Below are 19,119 nucleotides of genomic sequence, written 5' to 3'. Positions count from 1 at the left end.
GTCTTTTTTCATTGATTTATTAAGAAGTGATCGTCTTTTTTACTGAGCCAGATTTGATTTGGTAAAACGTAACAAACATCGTCGTTGCTAATATATACAAGGCGAAAAGAAGATACATGTTTTTAAACAGCTGGATCGTCGTTTGGTTCAACCAGGCCCCTACTTTAGGAATATAAAATATCGGCTGGCCAATCAATTGACTTTTTTGAATTTCGTTTGGTTCCATCTGATTTTGATTGTCGCCAATGGTGTAGAGCACCGATTGATTTTCCCCAACCGCAACGATTCGCCGCGTCCGCATCTGTCTACCTTGATCAACATAATACGTTACTTCGTTGCCAACCACTAAATTATCTTCAGAAGCTTTTTTTACAAAAAGGAGTGTCCCTTCAGAATATGTCGGTTCCATTGCATCACTAGCAACAATAGCCATTGTGAAACCAAACGCATGTGGGATCACCACAATTAGTACAGACAGCAGCATGAACATCAGTACAAAAAGTGAGAGCATGATACTTTGTTTTGGAAAAAGCTTCATTTTCTATTCTCCTTCTAAACCTCAGTTTCTTTTATGATTCTATAACATAACTCTATTTTTTTCAAATATTTAAAAACGTTTCGTTGAATTTTTATACGAAGATTACTCGATTATTATTTGACTTTATTTAATTATTTATATTATGCTAAAGGCGATTAAAAAACAGAGGAGAAAAAGTATGCCTTTTTTAAATAACAAGTTTTTTTAAAGCGTTGGATTCCCTTCATCCTTCTGGTCCTATTTTTACTGGGAAGTATTGTCTTTTTTCTCGTTCTTTTTTTATTCCCAACTTCTGATATCCATGCAGTGGAGAAAAAGGAAGACTGGATTTTCTATGCTGAGGACAATCCCGAATCTACTTTTATTAGCCGTTATGTGAAACATTTACCTAGTGTAAAAGCCAATGATCGTTTTGTGATGAAGCGAAAAATGACCAACGATTATAAATACCCTACAATGTTACTAATTGGCGATCATCAACACATGACTGTCTATCTCGATGATCAAGAAATTTACACCAACGATGAGCCCAATGATCCACTGACTCTCAATCATCCAGGCAAAACATTGTCTTTTATCACCTTGCCTGAGGATTATGTTGGTAAAACCTTGAAAATATACGTGACTAGTCCTTTTGACACCTATTCTGGCTTCCCAGCAGAAGTCTTTTTTGGCCCTGCAAATGCACTGATCGGCTATGTCTTCAGTCTGTCAATTTTAAATATTTACATTCTTTTATTTACTGGTTTTATTTGTATCATCAATTTATTTTATGTCTTAGTTTCTTTTATCAATCAACGAAGGCTGAAAATATCTTCTCTCTTATTCAGCGGCTTTGCCTTAACAGCAGGCTTGGAAGCGGGCTTCAGCGATATGCTTGGTGGACTACTGTTTCCCCCAATCGTCAACTCTGTAATGTTAAATATTCTTTCTATTATTACACCAATGTTTTTGATCGGCTTTTACTGCACGAATATGCATTTTATTCGCAAGTACTACCAGAAATGGTTATACTTCCACTATTCATTCGGTCTGTTAGCGATACTTTTCGCACTTTTCCAAGCACAAAGTTTGCCCGTCATCATGAATTATATGTTCTTGTTGAATATTACCAGTACCTTCATTACTTCTTTTGCAGCAATCTATGAAGCATTGAAAAAAAATCCTTTTTATGTCATTTGTGCGCCTTGGATCGTGATTGCGGCTATTGGTCATTGTTTCTTGTATATTCAGGATATTTTAGTTTTGCCACAATCTGATATCAATTGGCGTTCGATCATCTTTTTCTTATTAATTATCATTTTTACTTGCTACGGCTTCCTTGAACTCTTTTTTGCCAGCGAGGGTAAAAATAAGCAGATCGATACGGCAGACATCAAAGTGCGTTTATATGAGAACCAACAAGCGATCAGCCCTGAACAAACGTTAAAATGGCAGCAAGTTTTACGGACCATCAAACAAAGAACCCATACGGTCAAGGATATGTTAGAAGATCAGCAGTTGGCAGCGGCCTATGAAGGCCTTAGTGAGATTGAAGAACAGATCAAGCAGCAGTTAACGAGTCCTTCCGTTGAAAAAGAATCACTCACGACGATGCTGCTTGCTAATTATAAACACACAGCTGCTCAAAAAAGGATCACCTTTGCCTGTGATGGCATCATAGAACCACTGGAACAATTGGCGGAAAATGATCGTCTATCCTTGATTGCTCATTGCCTAGAGTACGCCATCCGATACACTTGTGCGGTCACTGATCCTCAAAAGCGAAGACTCGCGTTGAGGGTGAATGACACGAACGGCCAGTTGCATATCGACTGCCAAATGCCGCTTCTCTCAAATGAAGAAGCAGAAAAACTACAGAACAATGAAACCAAACGACAGGCGATGCAGGCTGACATGCAAATGCTAGAACAACTTTGTTTAACCTACCAAGGAAGTATCCGGATTGAAGAAACTGACGGGCTTCACCTCTTGCATTTGACACTTAGGGCGAAAATAGATCCGCTGTCTTTCGACTGACCGTCTTGCTACATTAGTTTTAAAGGAGCGATTTTAAGAAAAAGCGAAAAAACTCTTGCTTTTTTCGCTTTTTCGCTTTAGCATGATAAAGAACAGCAACAAGCATTGGAATAGTAGTTTTATGATGGTCTTAGAGAGTCGATGGCAGCTGAAAAATCGACACCCACTGATAAAATGAACCTACCCAATGGCAATGACCGCAAAACGGTCGGTGGAAAGGCCTTATCCTTTACGAGTTGGATTATCCCGATAGATAATCAACAAAGGTGGTACCGCGAAATCCAAGCATTTCGTCCTTTTTTAGGACGAGATGCTTTTTTATTTTTTTAAGGAGGAAAAAGAATGACACAAAAAAATGATTTTACAGAATGGTATATCCAAACGATCCAAAAAGCCGAATTGATGGCTTACTCCCCAGTGAAAGGCTCCATTATTTTCCGTCCTGACGGCTTCGAACTTTGGGAGCATATCCAAGAAGAGTTCAATCGATTCTTGAAAAAAGAGGGCATTCGCAATGCGTACTTCCCAATGCTGATTCCGCAAAATTTCTTTATGAAAGAAGCCGATCATATTGAAGGTTTTGCGCCTGAATTGCCATGGGTCACAGAAGTCGGTAATGAAAAATTGGAAGAACCTTTGGCCTTGCGTCCAACCTCAGAAACCATGATTGGCTCTGCCTTTTCTGATTGGATCAACTCCTACCGTGACCTGCCTTATGAAATCAATCAATGGGCAAACGTCTTTCGTTGGGAAAAGAAAACATTGCCTTTCTTGCGTACCTCAGAGTTTTTATGGCAAGAAGGCCATACCGCTCATGAAAACGAAGAAGATGCACGTCAACGCACCATGAAAATCTTGGATGAATATGCCCGCCTTTGCGAAGAATTCCTAGCGATCCCTGTTTATCGCGGACAAAAAACCCCTTCTGAGCGTTTTGCTGGAGCAGTTGATACTTATTCGATCGAAGCGATGATGAAAGACGGCAAAGCAGTCCAAGCAGGAACCAGCCACTACATGGGGACAAAATTTGCTGAAGCATTTGATATTACGTATTTAACGAAAGAAAACAAGCATGTCCATGCCCACACAACCTCTTGGGGTGTCTCTACCCGCTTGTTGGGGGCCTTGATCATGACCCATGGCGATGAAAATGGGTTAGTTTTCCCACCAACCATTGCACCAACCCAAGTTGTGTTGTTACCAGTCGGTCCATGGAAAAAGAATCCAGCCATCTTAGAAAAATTAGAAGAACTGTATGCCAACTTTAAAGCCAAGGGCATTCGTGTTCGATTGGATGATTCTGATAACTCACCTGGCTATAAGTTCAATGAATGGGAACTAAAAGGCGCTTGCTTGCGAATCGAATGTGGCCCAAGAGATTTAGAAGCTGGCAAAGTGATGGTCAAAGTCCGCGACTTGGCTGACAAGCAAACAGTCGCCCTTGAGGACTTGGAAGCCTTCGTTGATCAAGAACTGCAAGCAATGACCCCACGCTTATTGGCAGCTGCGAAGGAACGTAACAAAGATAATGAGTACACCAACATCGATACATTGGATGAACTAAAAGCCCATATCGAAACGTGCAAACAAGAAGACAAAGTGACTGGCTTTGTTTTGATCGGTTGGGACGGCTCGGAAGAAACGGAAGCGAAAATCAAAGAAGAAACCGGCTTTACTACCCGAAACATTCCGTTTGAAGCACCAATGGAAAAAACAGTCGATATCGTCAGTGGCAAACCTGCCAAGCATACCGTTTGGATCGCCCGCGCATACTAATAGAAAAAACGAAGCAGCCAGATTGAAAAGGCTGCTTCGTTTTTTGATTAATAAATCAATGAAAGAAAATCTTCAGGCGTGATGTTGCCAAAATATTTTTTAACATCAATGTTGGCGATGACTTGTGCCAAATCTTCCTTGGCATAACGAGTTCCGATCAGGGCTTGTTCGACATCTGCAATGTCCCCTAGTCCGAAAAAGTCGCCAAAGATTTTGGCATCCGTGATTTTTCCTTCTGCCACATTCAAACGAACTTCGATGGAGCCGATTGGGAAGCGATGACGGCGTTCAATATCAAAAGCTGGAGATTTACCGTAATTCCAATCCCAGTTGCGATAATACTTATCGGAAATCTCATTGATCTTGACCCAATCCTCTTCAGTCAGTTCATAGGTTTTGACTTCTTCCACGGAATCGACACCAAAAATCTTCAATAAGATTTCTTGACGGAACTCTTCAGTCGTCATGTCTTGCTTCTCTTTTGGCAAGAATGGTTTGATGTTGGTCACTCTTGAGCGGATCGATTTGATGCCTTTTGATTCGATTTTGTCTTTGCGGACTTTCAAGGCGTTGACCACTTCATTGATGTCACTGTCAAACATGATCGTCCCATGAGCAAACATCCGGCCATTCGTTGCGTACATCGCATTCCCAGAAAACTTCATGTCATTGATCACAAGGTCGTTGCGCCCTTTTAGTTGCGCCCCTTCAACACCCATCTCATGCAAGGCTTGGACGATTGGTTTGGTCAGTTTTTCAAAATCTCTGAAAGAATTGCCATCGTCAGGCATAATAAAGCTGAAATTCAAGTTTCCGAAATCATGATAGACTGCTCCGCCGCCGCTGAAACGACGAACGACATGAATACCATGTTCATCCACATATTCCTTATTGATCTCTTCGATCGTATTTTGATTGCGTCCAATGATAATCGATGGTTCATTAATGTAAAAAAGTAAGATTGGTTCATCCACTTTCATTTCTTGAAGAAGAAAAATCTCGATGGCTAAATTGATGCGTGGGTCGTTCAGTTCATTCGGTACAAAAAGCATACTATTCGTTCCTCCTAATTAGATGATTTCTACTATTTTTTGAACAGCCGCCAACTCAACAGGGATTCCATTGGCAGCTAGCGCAGCCTCTTCTCGTAACTGTTCTAAGTCACCGTGTTGCGGCAAATGCGTCAACATTAATTTTTTCACCTGCGCTGCATGGGCGATCTCCCCTGCTTCTTTTGAAGTAAAATGAGCCTTGTGCCGCTCATTTCCTGCAAAAAGATAGGTATCTGCCAAGAATAAGTCAGCCCCTTCAGCAAACGCAACGAAAGATTCTAAATAGCCAGAGTCTCCAGTAAAAACAAAGACCTTGCCCGTACTTTTCTCAACAAATCGCATGGCATAGCAAGTGACTGGATGGATCGTTTTCATAAAGGTAATGGTGAACGGGCCCAATTCCAACGACTTAGACTGAAGGTAATCAAATCCTTGAGTCACTCCCGGCATCGTCAGACTTTCAAAATGAACCCTGTCCTCCCCATGACCGTAGATCGGCAAAACCTGCCGTTCTTCGTTTTCGGGATATAATTGCCAATAGTATTGTAATACCCCCAGATCCGCAATATGATCGTGATGGTAATGTGTCAAAATCACTGCATCTAAGTCTAAGGGATCAAGGATCTTTTCTAATTGGACCAAGGTGGTACTTCCCGCATCAAGCAGCAAATGAAAGCCATCTGACTCTACTAAATAGCCAGTAGTCCCTTCACCATTATACGGATAGGCACCTAAACAGCCTAAGACAGTTATTTTCACATGTGTTTCCTCCTCTTTGGCTCCAGCTGATTTTCTACTTCTTTTATGCTATCACATCTCAGCTGATTTGACTAAAATCCGACCATTTTTTTTGCGAAAAAGGATCAAGAAAATGAGAAAAAAACGACGTCTATTGATGAATCCCTTGAATGAGTGTTCAACTCTATCCTTAAGGAACCATTCCAATGGTACGTCGTCTTTTTTTGCTTATCTGATCAGCGCTCGTTGTTCATTGATCAATTCTTCATAGAATGCTGCGTTGACCGCATACGCATAGGCGTTTGCCCACAACATCCCGATCAAAAGCGCCAAGAAACCCAGAATAAACCAACCAATCAGTGATAACTGCAGCCAAATGTATTGCCCCAGATGCGGCCGTAAGAGAGCAAAGGCTACTTTGATAGACTGAAGAACCCCTAATTCCGGTTGATCATAGCGCAGATAGATTGCTAATTGGATCACACCAGTAACGACTTGTGACAAAAAGAAGAACAAAATGATGGAGAGAAAGGTCCCAATCACAAAAGCGACCGAACCATTAAACATAGCCACATCAACAGAGATTCCCCGATTAAAATTTAATACCAAGTCCAAATACTGATTGAGTCCTGATAAGACAAACTGCGGCAAGAAAATCGCAAAACTCAAAAGATAATTTAAAAGCGCGCTCACTAAATTTAATAGCAAAAACGGTACATACAGACGCTTATCAAAGACTAGAAAAATATCCGCCACCTGGATTCCTCTGCCACGAACCAGATAGAGTGCCATGATACTCAATGCTACCGAAAACGCAAAGAAGACAAAATTATCCAAGATCAGATCGATCCAGCTCCCTGCATTGTTTGCACCAAAAGAAGTCCCAATACTACTAAAAAGCGAGCTGACCACCGCTTGAACGGCAACCGTCGCTAAAATACTTAAGACGAACGTTCCCCAGAATCCTCGCAAGGAGTTTTTAGCCGTCTCACGAATCATTGTGTTTGATCTCATAGGCTCACCTTAATAACTGCGCAATGCTTTAACGGTTTTATCATCTAAGCGGCGGACCACTTCCGTTACAAGCTTAACTGTATTAAAGTAATCATCCTCATGAATGACGGAAGTATGCGAGTGCAAGTAACGAACGGGCACTGTAATAGCGATCGAAGGAACCCCATCACGAGTCAAATGCATTTGTCCGGCATCAGTTCCTCCACCAGTGATTACGGTATATTGGAAGGGAATCTCCATCTCTTCGGCGACATCGATCACAAAATTCAATAATTTCTTGTGAGGAATCATGGAAGCATCGAAAATCAAGACTTGTGGGCCTTTGCCTAACACAGAATCCGCTTCTTTTGGTGTCATTCCAGGTGTGTCCCCAGCGGTACCAGTATCTAGTGCGATAGCGATATCAGGATTCACTAAGTGAGTGCTTGTTCGCGCACCTCGTAGTCCAACTTCTTCCATCACGTCACTGCCGGCAAACAAGCAGTTTGGATGTCCTTCTGCTGCCAAGGTTTCTAATACCCGCAGTGATACCGCCGTACCGATTCGATTGTCCCATGCTTTTGCTAGCAAAAATTTGCTGTCGTTCATCCGTTTGTATTGGATATAGGGAGTGATCATGTCTCCAGGACGGATGCCCCAACCTTTGGCTTCTTCTTCGCTTGACGCGCCAATATCGATGAACATATCTTTGATATCGTAAGGTTTGTTTCGAGTCTCTGGACTCAACACATGGGGTGGTTTTGAGCCGACGACACCGTGGATCACTTTGCCTTCATTGGTTTTGATCTCCACTTGCTGTGCCAGCATCACTTGCCCCCACCAGCCCCCAAGGGTTTGAAATTCAATAAAGCCTTTTTCTGTGATTTTTGTTACCATAAAGCCGACTTCATCCATATGTCCCGAAATAAAAATTTTCGGACCGCCGCCATCACCAACATGTTTGGCAATGACACTTCCTAAACCATCAAAAAAGATATCTTCAGCAAAGTCTTTGGCATATTCTTTAAAGACTTCACGCACTTCCTCCTCATTCCCAGGAACCCCACGTGCAGTCGTTAGGTCTATTAAAAGCTGTTCTTCTTTTTTCTCCATTTCGCTTCCTCCTTTGTCTCGTTGATTATGATTATACCATTCTCTTAATCTGGTACCAGAGGGAAATACAAAAAGATTGGTTAAATGAAAAAAACGCTCCTCGTTTTGTAGTGATCCTCAAGGTTAGATTTTTTGGTCTAACCTTTAAGGTTCGCTTCAATTCTAGGGATCGTTTTAGAAAGAATTCAATCAAGTTTCAATAATCCGCAGACACAGCTTGACGGTAATCAAATAGGCAAACAGATAGACGACTGCTGCCACTGCTGCAAACAAATGAGCAACCCAATACCCGGGACTATCGATGATCTGTGTGAAAGTATTGATGGCAAATACCGCATGCAAAATCGCCAATAAGGTGCCAGGCATAAAAATCCAAATGTTTTGCCAGTACACCAACTTGCGCACTTCATTACGGGTGTAGCCTAATTTTGTCAATAGTCGGTAATTGTACTTTTCCCGCTCCGTGTTAGAAAATTGCCGAACGATCAAACTACTAGACGTGGTGATCAAAACGATCACCCCAACAAATAGCGATACGAACAAAATGATTCCTGCTTGTCGTCGCACCCCGCGCATTGTTGTAAAGCGATTGGCTAACGTTAGCCGATATGCGGTCGTCTGACCACTATCACTACTTGAATCCCGAGCGGTCTCTGGATAAAAGCGTACGTTTTTTTGGTCGTCGCTAAATTCATAGGTCAATGGATGCGCCCACTCGATTGGCAGCTCTTCATCCAACAACTGTGTCAGCGCGTCTGTTTGCACCTTTTCGGTCTGTAAATAAGCAATGGTATAGGTGAATCCTTTGATTTGTTGGTACGCCTCATCTTGAATGACAAGGACATTGGGTAAAGAATAGCGTAAAGCACTATCACCAAAATAATCTTGTTCGGCTTGAATGAGTTTAAAATTATGCTGACTGCCGACTTTGACTTCATCGCGATATGTGATAAATGAGCGAGTTACGTCGTATTGACTGTCAAAAAGTACAGCTTGCTTATCAGTACTCAGTCGAATCTCAGGAGCACCCGGAACCAGTTTTCGCAGACGCTGATAATCCGAAAGTGCCACCAGATTCACCATCATATTTTCGACACTTTCATCTTGCAACTCTCCTAGGTAGCGTGTCTGCACCGTCATATTGGTCATTTTGTAGGGAATTGCTTGTTCCGCTGTAATTGGCACATCCGACTTTTCTAAAAGGGTACGCAAGGCCCCTGCCTGCTCTCCTGACACCTGAAAGGAAGTTGGATAGATACGGTTCGTTGCTTGGTAATTCAAAGAGATGACCCCCATTGTTCCCCCTATCAATGAAATCGCGATTGCAGTGATAATCGTCAAAAGGGCGTAGCTTTTCCACGTCCTTTGCAAGTAAGCACGCACGTTATTGTAAGCAATCAACTTCGCCCCTTTGATAAGGCGTTTTTTTGGTTTACTCAAAAAATACAACAGTGCTGGCAAGGAACAATCAAAAAAGAGATAGGTTGCCGTTATACAGCAAAATAGAATCAGTAAAGGGATCCATAGAATCGCTGAAAAATCTTGCGTATACGTGATATAGTTGGTCCATGTTTCCCTTAGGGTCAATGACAGATAATACCCTACCCCAAGTAAAATCAGACCTAGGACCCCCATCAATGTACGAAACGGAGTCATTTTCATTTTTTTGATCGGTAAGCGGTATTCGGTCTTGATCAATTCACTCATTGGGGTACGCCAAACAAAAAGGATCACTTGAATACTCAATATAATCATTGCGGCGATAAAGACAAAGACCGTCGAAAAAATCGATTGCGGTGAATTAAAGAAATGACTGGTCAAATTTAGGCCCATCGCCCGAATCAAAATCATTGAGAAGAATTTTGAAAAAATAATTCCCATAAAGATACCGGTCACTAGAGAGAAAAAATTTAGTAAAAACGTTTCCCGTAGCAACAGCCAAGCAAGACGACCTTGCCGCAACCCCAAAAGCTGGTAAACACTGATTTCTTTTTGTCGCTGACTAAGAAAAAAATGATTGGCACTCAGCATAAAAAACAAGACGACAAAGGCAACCACACTGCTGCCGAATCCTAAAACCCCTTCAATGCGGATGTCTTGCTGGACCCGTTGATTCAGCAGACGATCATTCATCAAGGCGTTAAAGGAATAAAAAATCATCACGGCGGTCATCATACAAATAAAATACACCATATAATTGCGAAACTGCCGCAAAAAACTCCGCCAGCCGATTTTAAACAACATGGCGCGGACCGCCTCCAATCGTAGCCTGCATATCGATGATTTTTTCGAAAAATTCCTGACGGCTGCCTTTTTTGACAACTTCCGCAAAGAAGACACCATCGCGAATGAACAGAATCCGATTGCAGTAGCTGGCGGTAAAAGGATCGTGGGTGACCATCAAGATCGTCGTTTTTTCTTGTTGATTGATTTGCGCTAAATACCGTAACAATTCTGTTGCCGCTTTTGAATCAAGGGCTCCCGTGGGTTCATCAGCAAAAAGGACCGCCGGACGACTGATGATCGCCCGAGCAGCAGCGACCCTTTGTTTTTGCCCTACAGACAATTCTTCTGGGTAGCGATCCAACAAGTGTTCGATCCCTAACAAATTGGCCGTCTCCTCGATACGTACTTGGGTTTCCTTCACGGGCAAGCGATCAATCGCTAAAGGCAGCAAAATATTGTCTCTGGCTGTCAATGTCTCTAAAAGATTAAAATCTTGAAAGATGAAGCCAATCTGCTGACGGCGAAAATCGCTGAGGGCTTTTTCCGACATTCGGGTAATGTCTTTGCCATCGATATAGATCGAGCCTAAGCTAGGTCGCATGATTGAAGACAAAAGATTCATCAAGGTCGTTTTCCCAGCACCGCTTGGCCCCATGACCCCAACAAATTCTCCTTGATCCACTGCAAAAGAAAGGTTATCTAATACTTTGGTTTGATTGAAACGGGTGCCGTAACTTTTTGTCAGATGCTTCACATCGATCATATTTTTCACACAGAACCCTCCTTTAAAAAAATTCTCTCCTTATGGTAGCATACTTTATCATTGAATACTTCTGCTTCAAAACAGAGAAAAAATAAATTTAAAAAAGTTTTTATTCATTATGTGAAACATGGAACAACCAAATCCTTAATCTTATCAAGTTTTCTCGGAAACACCTAAATGAATATACACCATATATTGTGTATATCCAAAACACAAACCCTTTTCGACTACTATATATAGTTGCTCATTTCTACAATTTGTTTTATTATATTGTGGAAGATAAGGAGTGGTAGAAATGATGAACATTAAGAGAAATCCTGAGCAAGGGTTGGAAAGACAGTCCGCTTTGCGTCAGTTAAAAATCGTAAAACGTGATGGACGGCTTGTCGATTTTGATGATCAAAAAATTTATGATGCGTTAGTGAAAGCCCTGAGAAAAATCAACGGTGAGCTTTCTCCCATCGACCACGAAAAAATCACCGAGATCGTTGACAGTGTCGATCACGAGATCGCGGAACGTTTTCGTACAAATGTAAAAATCTATGAGATCCAAAATATCGTCGAGCATATCTTGTTAGCAAAGAACGAGTATGCCTTGGCTGAAGAATATATCAACTACCGGACCCATCGTGATTTCGAACGCAGCAAAGCAACAGACATCAACTTTACGATCAATAAATTGATGAATAAAGATCAATCGGTCGTCAATGAAAATGCCAATAAGGATAGTAACGTGTTCAACACACAACGTGATTTGACCGCTGGGATCGTAGGAAAATCGATTGGTTTGAAAATGCTGCCTCCTCACGTGGCAAATGCCCACCAAAAAGGCGACATTCATTACCATGACTTGGATTATCATCCATATACCCCAATGACTAACTGCTGCCTAATCGATTTTAAAGGCATGCTAAATAATGGGTTTAAAATTGGGAACGCCGAAGTGGAATCGCCAAAATCGATCCAAACGGCCACCGCTCAAATCTCACAAATCATTGCAAATGTAGCATCGAGTCAATATGGTGGCTGTTCTGCTGATCGAACAGATGAATTATTGGCTCCTTTTGCTGAGTTGAATTACCAAAAACATTTAAAAGATGCCGAAGAATGGATTGAGACACCCGAACGTCGGGAAGCTTACGCGAAGAGCAAAACCCGCAAAGATATCTACGATGCAATGCAAAGTCTAGAATACGAAATCAATACGTTATTCACCTCTAACGGACAAACGCCGTTTACTTCCCTTGGCTTTGGTTTAGGAACCAACTGGTTCGAACGGGAAATTCAACGAGCGATTCTCCAAATTCGCATCAACGGGTTAGGCAGTGAAAAGCGTACTGCTATTTTCCCGAAATTGATTTTTAGTATTCGCCGTGGGGTCAACTTGGCACCTACCGATCCGAACTATGATATTAAAGAACTGGCTTTAGAATGTGCCACTAAACGGATGTATCCGGATATTTTGAATTATGATAAATTGGTTGAATTGACTGGCAGCTTTAAAGTGCCGATGGGCTGTCGTTCTTTCTTGCAAGGCTGGAAAAACGAACGTGGTGAAGAAATCAATGTCGGTCGGATGAATCTAGGTGTCGTGACATTGAATATTCCACGGATCGCCTTAGAAGCAAATGGCGATCAAGAAAAATTCTGGTCACTGCTGGAGGACCGTCTGCAAATCGTTAAAGATGCCCTTGTCTATCGAGTGGAACGCTGTAAAGAAGCGAGTCCCGCCAATGCGCCGATCCTTTATATGTATGGGGCTTTCGGTGAACGTTTGGATCGCAAAGACAATGTCAACGAATTATTCAAAAACAAACGTGCCACTGTTTCGCTTGGTTACATTGGTTTATACGAAGCTGCTTCGGCTTTTTACGGTGGAACTTGGGAACAAGACCCAGAAGCAAAGGCCTTTACGATGGCGATCGTGAAAGAATTGAAAGCTCATGCCGATGCCTGGGGCGATGAATACGGCTATCATTTCAGTGTGTACTCGACCCCTAGTGAAAGCTTGACCGATCGTTTCTGTCGCTTAGATACCGAAAAATTCGGTGAAGTTGAAAATATTACCGACAAAGAATATTATACCAATAGCTTCCACTATGATGTGCGGAAAAATCCGACACCATTTGAGAAACTTGATTTTGAAAAGGACTATCCAAAATACTGTTCTGGTGGCTTTATTCATTACTGTGAATATCCAGTCTTGCAGCAAAATCCAAAAGCGTTAGAAGCAGTTTGGGATTACGCATATGATCGGGTCGCTTATCTTGGAACAAATACCCCTATCGACCACTGTTACGAGTGCGGATATGAAGGAGACTTTAATCCAACCGAACGAGGCTTTGAATGTCCACAATGTGGCAATCACGATCCAAAAAGTTGTGATGTTGTCAAAAGAACCTGCGGGTATCTTGGAAATCCTCAAGCTCGCCCGATGGTCAACGGTCGTCACAAAGAAATCTCTGCTCGGGTCAAACATTTGCAAGAATAATCATAAAAGGAGTGTTAGATTTCTTCTACACTCCTTTTATCGAACAACCCCTGTAATTCACAATAGAAAGAAGTTTTCTTATGAGAAATCCTAAGCCCCAAGAATGGAAAGCAAACGAGTACAGTCAAAATTATATCGCTGATTACAAAGCCTTCAACTTTGTGGACGGTGAAGGCATCCGAAATAGTTTATATGTGAGCGGCTGCCTGTTTGCTTGTGAAGGCTGTTTCAACAAAGCCGTCCAAAACTTTCGCTACGGCACACCTTTTACCCAAGAGCTAGAGGATCGAATCATTGAGGATCTGCGACATGACTATGTTCAAGGACTGACCCTCCTAGGCGGCGAACCTTTCTTGAACACGACGGTCTGTCTGAAAGTTGTTGATCGCGTTCGCGCCGAATTTGGTCATAGCAAGGACATTTGGAGCTGGTCAGGCTACACTTACGAAGAACTGCTCTTGGAAACCCCTGACAAACTAGAACTTTTATCCAAAATTGATATTTTGGTGGACGGCCGTTTTGAACTCAGCAAGCGAAACCTAAACTTGCAGTTTCGTGGTAGCAGCAATCAACGAATCATTGATCTTGCTGCATCTCGAGAACAAGGAAAAGCGGTTATCTGGGCAAAGTGCAAAGATGCTGAAGCAAGTTACGAACAAATCAAAAAACAAATTTAACGACTCAAAACACCGTGCATCTTGAGATGACCCCAAAAATTAGACCAAAAAATCGAACTTTTGGGGTCACCACATCTTCCTTCAAAGATGATGCACGGTGTTTTTTTTGTTATATAAAAATCAGTGACCAAGCTTTTTAAAGGTACTTACTTGCTTCACGAACCGTCAAAGGCGCCAGACTTTTTTGATGGCGTAGAAGAAAATCTTGGACCCACAGAGGATTCGTCTTGGCATAGTCTCGCAAGCTCCAGCCAATGGCTTTGTTGATAAAGAATTCAGAACTCCCCAAATTGTTGACAAGGATCTCTTCAAGTAATGGTCGATCCATCTGTTCTTTTTGCAACAATTGGTGAAGAATCGCCACTCGCCGTAGCCAAAGATTATCCTCAAGACTCCAACGAAGCATCTCAGCCTTTAACGCTGGCAGTCGGCGAACAAGCTTTCTGACGACCTCACTTAGTGCGTCCACGCTATCCCACCAAGATTTCGTTATGACTAACTGTTCAATTTTTCCTAGATCAACGGCTGATAAAAAGGGCTCCAGCGCCACTAAATAATCAATCGCAAGGTACTGGTGTTCCCGATAGCTGCTTTGCCAACATTGATCGATAAATTCCCAATCGATTCGTTTCATTTGTTTTGCTACTTTAAAGGCTGCTTTTTCCTGCTGACGGCGCAACGGTGTAGGGATGCCTAAAAACTCAAACTGATGCCGCATATAGGCGGCCATTTTTTCACTTCGTTCTTCATCAGCCAAAGCAATCATCGTTTCATATACTTGATAGATCGTCATATTGGTCCTCCTTTTTAGGTCTACTGATCGTCAGATGTTTGCCATAAAGGCAGTACGATATTTTCATAGGTCAGAGGATCGAGATTTGTGACGGTGATTCCCAAAAGACGAATGCCTTTTTCAAGACCTAAAATCTCTTCCCAAATGAGACTGGCTTCCGAAAATAACTGTTCTTTTTTATGAACGTAAATCGGCAAAGTCACTCGTTTAGTGATCGTAGAGTAATCACTGTAACGGACTTTCAACACGACTGTTTTGCCATGTTTCTGTGTGCGCTTTAGTGATCTCTCAACTTCTTCTGCGATGGCGCGTAATTGACTTAAGACTTGTTCTTCACTCGTTAATGGATTGCCATATGTATGCTCCTTACCGACTGATTTTCGTTCTCTGGTCACACTGACTGGTGAATCATGGATTCCTCTAACTTTACGATACAAAGAATACCCCATTTTGCCAAATTCGCGGATCAACGCCATCTCACTCCAAGCGTATAGATCTGCTCCTGTAAAAATGCCTAACTCATGCATCCTGGGGACAGTTTTCTTCCCGATCCCATGAAATTTATCGATGGGTAGTTGTTGTAAAAAGGCCACTGCCTCATCCGGCATCACCACTGTTAACCCTCGTGGTTTATGATAATCCGAGGACAATTTTGCCAAAAACTTGTTGTAACTGACGCCTGCCGAACAAGTCAAATGGGTCTCATGCCAGATGTCTCGCTGAATCAGACGAGCGATCTTAATTGCTGAAGGACAGTTGATTTTGTTAACTGTGACGTCCAGATACGCTTCATCAATTGAAACTGGTTCGATGATGTCGGTGTATCGGTGAAAAATTTCTCTGACTTGCTGGGACACTTCACGATACTTTTGATGATTCCCCGGTTTAAAAATCGCTTGCGGACAAAGCTCGTAGGCTTTTTGTGCGCTCATTGCCGAATGGATGCCATATTGTCGCGCCAGATAATTCGCTGTCGTGACCACTCCTCGGCCGCCGGTATCACTTGGGTGACGGGCAATGACAAGGGGATGCTTGGCCAGCTCAGGATCATCCCGTTCTTCCACCGAAGCAAAAAAAGCATCCATATCAATATGAATAATTTTGCGGCTCGTATCATTTTTTAAGGGAAATTGCAGTTCCGACATCGTTGCTCACCTCGCTTCTTATTATAAACGAACAGAAGTTCCCTATCAAGCAAGGAATCAAGACAAAGACGCAAAAAGGACCAATTTTCATTGGCCCTTTCCTATACGTTCGCTACTTTTGCTGCACGGTTCATGACCCAAGAAGTTCTGCTATAAGGCAGCTTCTCCTCGTTCATTGGTGCGAATCCGAATCGCTTCTTCCAAAGGGTAGACGAATATTTTGCCATCACCGACTTCATCTGTCCGACAGATCGATACAATCAGCTCAATCACGGCATCGACTTTTTCATCTGCCAAAACAAAGCGGACATTTACTTTCGGTAAAAGAGTCGTGATCACTTCTTGGCCACGAATAAACTCTTTTAACCCTTTTTGATTGCCACACCCGAGAACTTGACTGACCGTCATCCCACTGATCAGATCCGATTGATCCAAAGCGGCTTTTAGCTCCTCTAATTTTTCTTGGCGAATAATCGCTTCAACTTTTTTCATGACTGCTCCTCCACTCTTAAGAATCTAACCCCATAAAGGTAGGATAGGCCGTTTCATCATGTTCGATCCGATCCATCCCCACCGCTTCTTCTTGCTGAGATACGCGAATCGGCATCACCCATTTGATCAAGGTAATTATGACAAAGGATAGGATACCAGCGAACAAAATCGTAAATACGATACTTTCGGCTTGTGCGATAAAAAGATCAACACCGCCATAAAGCAATCCTGAATGTCCGCCAACAGCGGGATCGGCAAAGATCCCGGTCATCAAACCACCGAAGATTCCGCCTACCCCGTGACAACCAAAGGCATCCAATGCATCATCTAACCCTAATCGATGTTTGATGACGGAAATAAAGAAGTAACAAAACGGACTGACTAAAGCGCCAATGATAAAGGAAGACCAAAGGGAGACAAACCCCGCCCCTGGTGTGATGGCAACTAAGCCCACCACTGCACCTGTACAAGCACCGACGATTGTCGGTTTTCCCACGACGATTTTTTCGATCAGCATCCAAGAAAGCATCGCACTGGCTGCTGCTGTATTCGTGGTCATTAGGGCGTGGATCGCTAGACCATCAGCTGCTAACGCAGAGCCAGCATTAAAGCCAAACCAGCCAAACCATAAAAGACCGGCACCTAGTACAACAAAGGGAATATTATGAGGACGATATTCGGTTTGATGAAATTCTCGTCGCTTACCGACAACGATCGCTAAGACTAGCCCACTGATTCCCGAACTGATGTGAACGACATTGCCTCCTGCAAAGTCGATCGAGCCGATCGCATCTAAGAAGCCACCGCCCCACACCATATGCGCCATTGGAAAATACACAAAAACCAGCCAGAAGCCAATAAATAGAAAAATAGCAGAGAACCGCATTCTTCCAACGACTGATCCAGTGATAATCGCCGTTGTGATCAAAGCAAACATCATTTGAAAGGCAGCAAACAACCCTTCTGGAATTCCCTCTCCTTCTGACATCGAAACATGATTGAAAAAGACTTTGTCTAAATTGCCAATAAATGATCCTGTCCCGCTAAAGGATAATGTATACCCTAGAGCGACCCAGAGGACGGACGCCAAGCCCATCGTACAAATCACCATCATCATGGTATTGAGGATGTTTTTGCGTCGTTCCAATCCTCCATAAAAAAATGCCAATGCTGGAGTCATTAGAAAAACCATACCGCTACAAATTAAAATAAATGCAATATTCCCTGTATCCATTTTACACGCCTCCCTTTCTATATGTTAGCTATCCTAACATCATATTTTCGAATAATCTAGATTTTTCTGAGAAAAACATGAATTTTCTGAAAATAGCTGACTTTATATGTTAGGTAATATCACATAAGTAAGCGTGTGAACAAAAAAAATACCGAGAGAAGTCTCGGTATGATTACTCTTCTATTTGGTGATACGCTTGATAGACAAGCTGTTTCTTTACTTGATTACGTTTAGCCACTTCTTTGATTGCTTCTTTTGAGGACATTTCGGCCTCTTCCATCAAGGCAGCTACTTGTTCTGCGTAACTTCCTTCATAAACAATTTCATGTATTTCAGAAGAGCCTTCCACCAACAGACAGCATTCTCCTTTGATTGGCTGCTGCTCTAAATAGTCGATCAATTCAGAAAAGGTCCCTCGCAAGTATTCTTCATGGATTTTTGTCAATTCTCGGCAAATGACTGCCTGACGTTCACCAAATACCTCTAGCATTGTTTCAATCGTCGCTGCGATTCGATAGGGTGACTCATAAAAAATCATCGTTGCTTTCTGGGTCGCTAATTCACTCAAGGCTTGTTTTTGTTCTTTTTTCTTACGAGGTAAAAAGCCATAAAAAAGATTTGGTTGCGGCGATAAGCCTGAAGCAATCAACGCTGTCAAACCTGCCGTAGGTCCCGGAAGCGCAATCACCGCGATTCCTTCAGCTAGACAGGCCTTGACTAATTCATGCCCCGGATCACTGATGGAGGGCATACCAGCATCGCTGCATTGGGCAATGGTTTTGCCCATCTGCAGCTGTTCTACCAACTGCGGAACTCGCTCTTTATAATTGTGTTCATGTAAGCTTTTTTGCGGTGTCGAGATCTCAAAATGATTCAACAATTTCTGGGTATTGCGAGTATCTTCACTTGCAATCAGGTCCGCTTCTTTTAAAATTTTGACACAACGGACCGTCATATCTTCCAAGTTCCCGATCGGTGTCGGAACAAGATACAGTTTTCCAGTGTCTTGTTTATAACTTTGTTGCTTTTGCATGTACTGCTCCTTTCGAAAAAAAGACCAGTGGAAACT

General features: G+C 42.4%; 16 protein-coding genes and 1 other annotated feature. Of the genes, 4 read left to right on the top strand and 12 right to left on the bottom strand.

Annotated elements, in window-relative coordinates; all coding sequences use genetic code 11:
- Window positions 1-19: 19 nt before the first annotated feature.
- Window positions 20-538, bottom strand: a complete 519-nt coding sequence (locus IGI86_RS06480) for a signal peptidase I (protein WP_016613282.1) — start codon at window positions 536-538, stop codon at window positions 20-22.
- A 306-nt stretch (window positions 539-844) separates the two neighbouring features.
- Here IGI86_RS06480 and IGI86_RS06475 point away from each other — a divergent pair, with 306 nt between their 5' ends.
- A complete protein-coding gene (locus IGI86_RS06475) occupies window positions 845-2,557 on the top strand; it encodes a hypothetical protein (RefSeq protein WP_196044345.1) in 1,713 nt (570 codons plus the stop codon).
- A 96-nt stretch (window positions 2,558-2,653) separates the two neighbouring features.
- Window positions 2,654-2,858 (top strand) — a binding site (T-box leader).
- Window positions 2,859-2,899: 41 nt separating this feature from the next.
- On the top strand, window positions 2,900-4,333 hold the full coding sequence (gene proS, locus IGI86_RS06470) for a proline--tRNA ligase (RefSeq protein ID WP_005236573.1): 1,434 nt from the start codon (window positions 2,900-2,902) through the stop codon (window positions 4,331-4,333).
- A gap of 47 nt (window positions 4,334-4,380) precedes the next feature.
- Here the strand turns inward: proS and IGI86_RS06465 are convergent, their stop codons facing one another.
- The 6 genes from IGI86_RS06465 to IGI86_RS06440 all read right to left on the bottom strand — a co-directional run bounded on the left by IGI86_RS06465 (window position 4,381) and on the right by IGI86_RS06440 (window position 11,227).
- Window positions 4,381-5,385 carry a lipoate--protein ligase gene (locus tag IGI86_RS06465; RefSeq protein ID WP_005236575.1) on the bottom strand — a complete coding sequence of 335 codons (1,005 nt, stop codon included), beginning with the start codon at window positions 5,383-5,385 and terminating at the stop codon, window positions 4,381-4,383.
- 18 nt (window positions 5,386-5,403) lie between these two features.
- Entirely contained in the window at window positions 5,404-6,144 is a 741-nt protein-coding gene (locus IGI86_RS06460; protein ID WP_086317214.1) for an MBL fold metallo-hydrolase, read from the bottom strand.
- Between the two features lie 207 nt (window positions 6,145-6,351).
- Complete coding sequence (locus IGI86_RS06455) at window positions 6,352-7,137, bottom strand: DUF975 family protein (protein ID WP_228100676.1); 786 nt, start codon at window positions 7,135-7,137, stop codon at window positions 6,352-6,354.
- A 9-nt stretch (window positions 7,138-7,146) separates the two neighbouring features.
- Window positions 7,147-8,229, bottom strand: coding sequence for a M42 family metallopeptidase (locus IGI86_RS06450; protein WP_008381585.1), 1,083 nt, complete (start codon window positions 8,227-8,229; stop codon window positions 7,147-7,149).
- A gap of 189 nt (window positions 8,230-8,418) precedes the next feature.
- Entirely contained in the window at window positions 8,419-10,473 is a 2,055-nt protein-coding gene (locus IGI86_RS06445) for an FtsX-like permease family protein (RefSeq protein ID WP_005236604.1), read from the bottom strand.
- Window positions 10,463-11,227, bottom strand: coding sequence for an ABC transporter ATP-binding protein (locus IGI86_RS06440; protein ID WP_005236606.1), 765 nt, complete (start codon window positions 11,225-11,227; stop codon window positions 10,463-10,465). Before IGI86_RS06440 ends, IGI86_RS06445 begins: the two co-directional genes overlap by 11 nt.
- A gap of 286 nt (window positions 11,228-11,513) precedes the next feature.
- Between IGI86_RS06440 and nrdD the strand changes: the two genes are divergently transcribed.
- Window positions 11,514-13,709, top strand: coding sequence for an anaerobic ribonucleoside-triphosphate reductase (gene nrdD, locus IGI86_RS06435; RefSeq protein WP_005236607.1), 2,196 nt, complete (start codon window positions 11,514-11,516; stop codon window positions 13,707-13,709).
- An 80-nt stretch (window positions 13,710-13,789) separates the two neighbouring features.
- Window positions 13,790-14,386 carry an anaerobic ribonucleoside-triphosphate reductase activating protein gene (gene nrdG, locus IGI86_RS06430; protein WP_005236608.1) on the top strand — a complete coding sequence of 199 codons (597 nt, stop codon included), beginning with the start codon at window positions 13,790-13,792 and terminating at the stop codon, window positions 14,384-14,386.
- A 136-nt stretch (window positions 14,387-14,522) separates the two neighbouring features.
- Here the strand turns inward: nrdG and IGI86_RS06425 are convergent, their stop codons facing one another.
- The 5 genes from IGI86_RS06425 to rsmI form a co-directional block, all read right to left on the bottom strand.
- A complete protein-coding gene (locus IGI86_RS06425) occupies window positions 14,523-15,179 on the bottom strand; it encodes a DNA alkylation repair protein (RefSeq protein WP_420657389.1) in 657 nt (218 codons plus the stop codon).
- Window positions 15,180-15,199: 20 nt separating this feature from the next.
- On the bottom strand, window positions 15,200-16,324 hold the full coding sequence (gene dinB / locus IGI86_RS06420; RefSeq protein ID WP_005236610.1) for a DNA polymerase IV: 1,125 nt from the start codon (window positions 16,322-16,324) through the stop codon (window positions 15,200-15,202).
- Between the two features lie 150 nt (window positions 16,325-16,474).
- The gene (locus tag IGI86_RS06415; RefSeq protein WP_005229830.1) at window positions 16,475-16,816 is read right to left on the bottom strand and encodes a P-II family nitrogen regulator; all 342 of its coding nucleotides are present in this window, start codon (window positions 16,814-16,816) and stop codon (window positions 16,475-16,477) included.
- Between the two features lie 16 nt (window positions 16,817-16,832).
- Window positions 16,833-18,050: an ammonium transporter gene (locus IGI86_RS06410; RefSeq protein ID WP_005236611.1), complete on the bottom strand. Its 1,218-nt coding sequence runs from the start codon at window positions 18,048-18,050 to the stop codon at window positions 16,833-16,835.
- 172 nt (window positions 18,051-18,222) lie between these two features.
- The gene (gene rsmI, locus IGI86_RS06405; RefSeq protein ID WP_400450159.1) at window positions 18,223-19,083 is read right to left on the bottom strand and encodes a 16S rRNA (cytidine(1402)-2'-O)-methyltransferase; all 861 of its coding nucleotides are present in this window, start codon (window positions 19,081-19,083) and stop codon (window positions 18,223-18,225) included.
- Window positions 19,084-19,119: the final 36 nt, after the last annotated feature.

This window comes from Enterococcus sp. AZ188 (assembly GCF_050544075.1).
GTDB classification, from domain to species: domain Bacteria; phylum Bacillota; class Bacilli; order Lactobacillales; family Enterococcaceae; genus Enterococcus_D; species Enterococcus_D entomosocium.
The sequence above is the reverse complement of the archived record's forward strand: the minus strand, read 5'-3'. Positions and strand labels throughout refer to the sequence as shown.

Excerpts from the sequence above, each read along its gene's own strand:
- nrdG (WP_005236608.1), top strand. The coding sequence starts at position 13,790 with ATGAGAAATCCTAAGCCCCAAGAATGGAAAGCAAACGAGTACAGTCAA.
- IGI86_RS06465 (WP_005236575.1), bottom strand. The coding sequence starts at position 5,385 with ATGCTTTTTGTACCGAATGAACTGAACGACCCACGCATCAATTTAGCC.
- IGI86_RS06410 (WP_005236611.1), bottom strand. The coding sequence starts at position 18,050 with ATGGATACAGGGAATATTGCATTTATTTTAATTTGTAGCGGTATGGTT.
- rsmI (WP_400450159.1), bottom strand. The coding sequence starts at position 19,083 with ATGCAAAAGCAACAAAGTTATAAACAAGACACTGGAAAACTGTATCTT.
- IGI86_RS06455 (WP_228100676.1), bottom strand. The coding sequence starts at position 7,137 with ATGAGATCAAACACAATGATTCGTGAGACGGCTAAAAACTCCTTGCGA.
- IGI86_RS06415 (WP_005229830.1), bottom strand. The coding sequence starts at position 16,816 with ATGAAAAAAGTTGAAGCGATTATTCGCCAAGAAAAATTAGAGGAGCTA.
- IGI86_RS06450 (WP_008381585.1), bottom strand. The coding sequence starts at position 8,229 with ATGGAGAAAAAAGAAGAACAGCTTTTAATAGACCTAACGACTGCACGT.
- IGI86_RS06480 (WP_016613282.1), bottom strand. The coding sequence starts at position 538 with ATGAAGCTTTTTCCAAAACAAAGTATCATGCTCTCACTTTTTGTACTG.
- nrdD (WP_005236607.1), top strand. The coding sequence starts at position 11,514 with ATGATGAACATTAAGAGAAATCCTGAGCAAGGGTTGGAAAGACAGTCC.
- IGI86_RS06445 (WP_005236604.1), bottom strand. The coding sequence starts at position 10,473 with ATGTTGTTTAAAATCGGCTGGCGGAGTTTTTTGCGGCAGTTTCGCAAT.
- dinB (WP_005236610.1), bottom strand. The coding sequence starts at position 16,324 with ATGTCGGAACTGCAATTTCCCTTAAAAAATGATACGAGCCGCAAAATT.
- proS (WP_005236573.1), top strand. The coding sequence starts at position 2,900 with ATGACACAAAAAAATGATTTTACAGAATGGTATATCCAAACGATCCAA.
- IGI86_RS06425 (WP_420657389.1), bottom strand. The coding sequence starts at position 15,179 with ATGACGATCTATCAAGTATATGAAACGATGATTGCTTTGGCTGATGAA.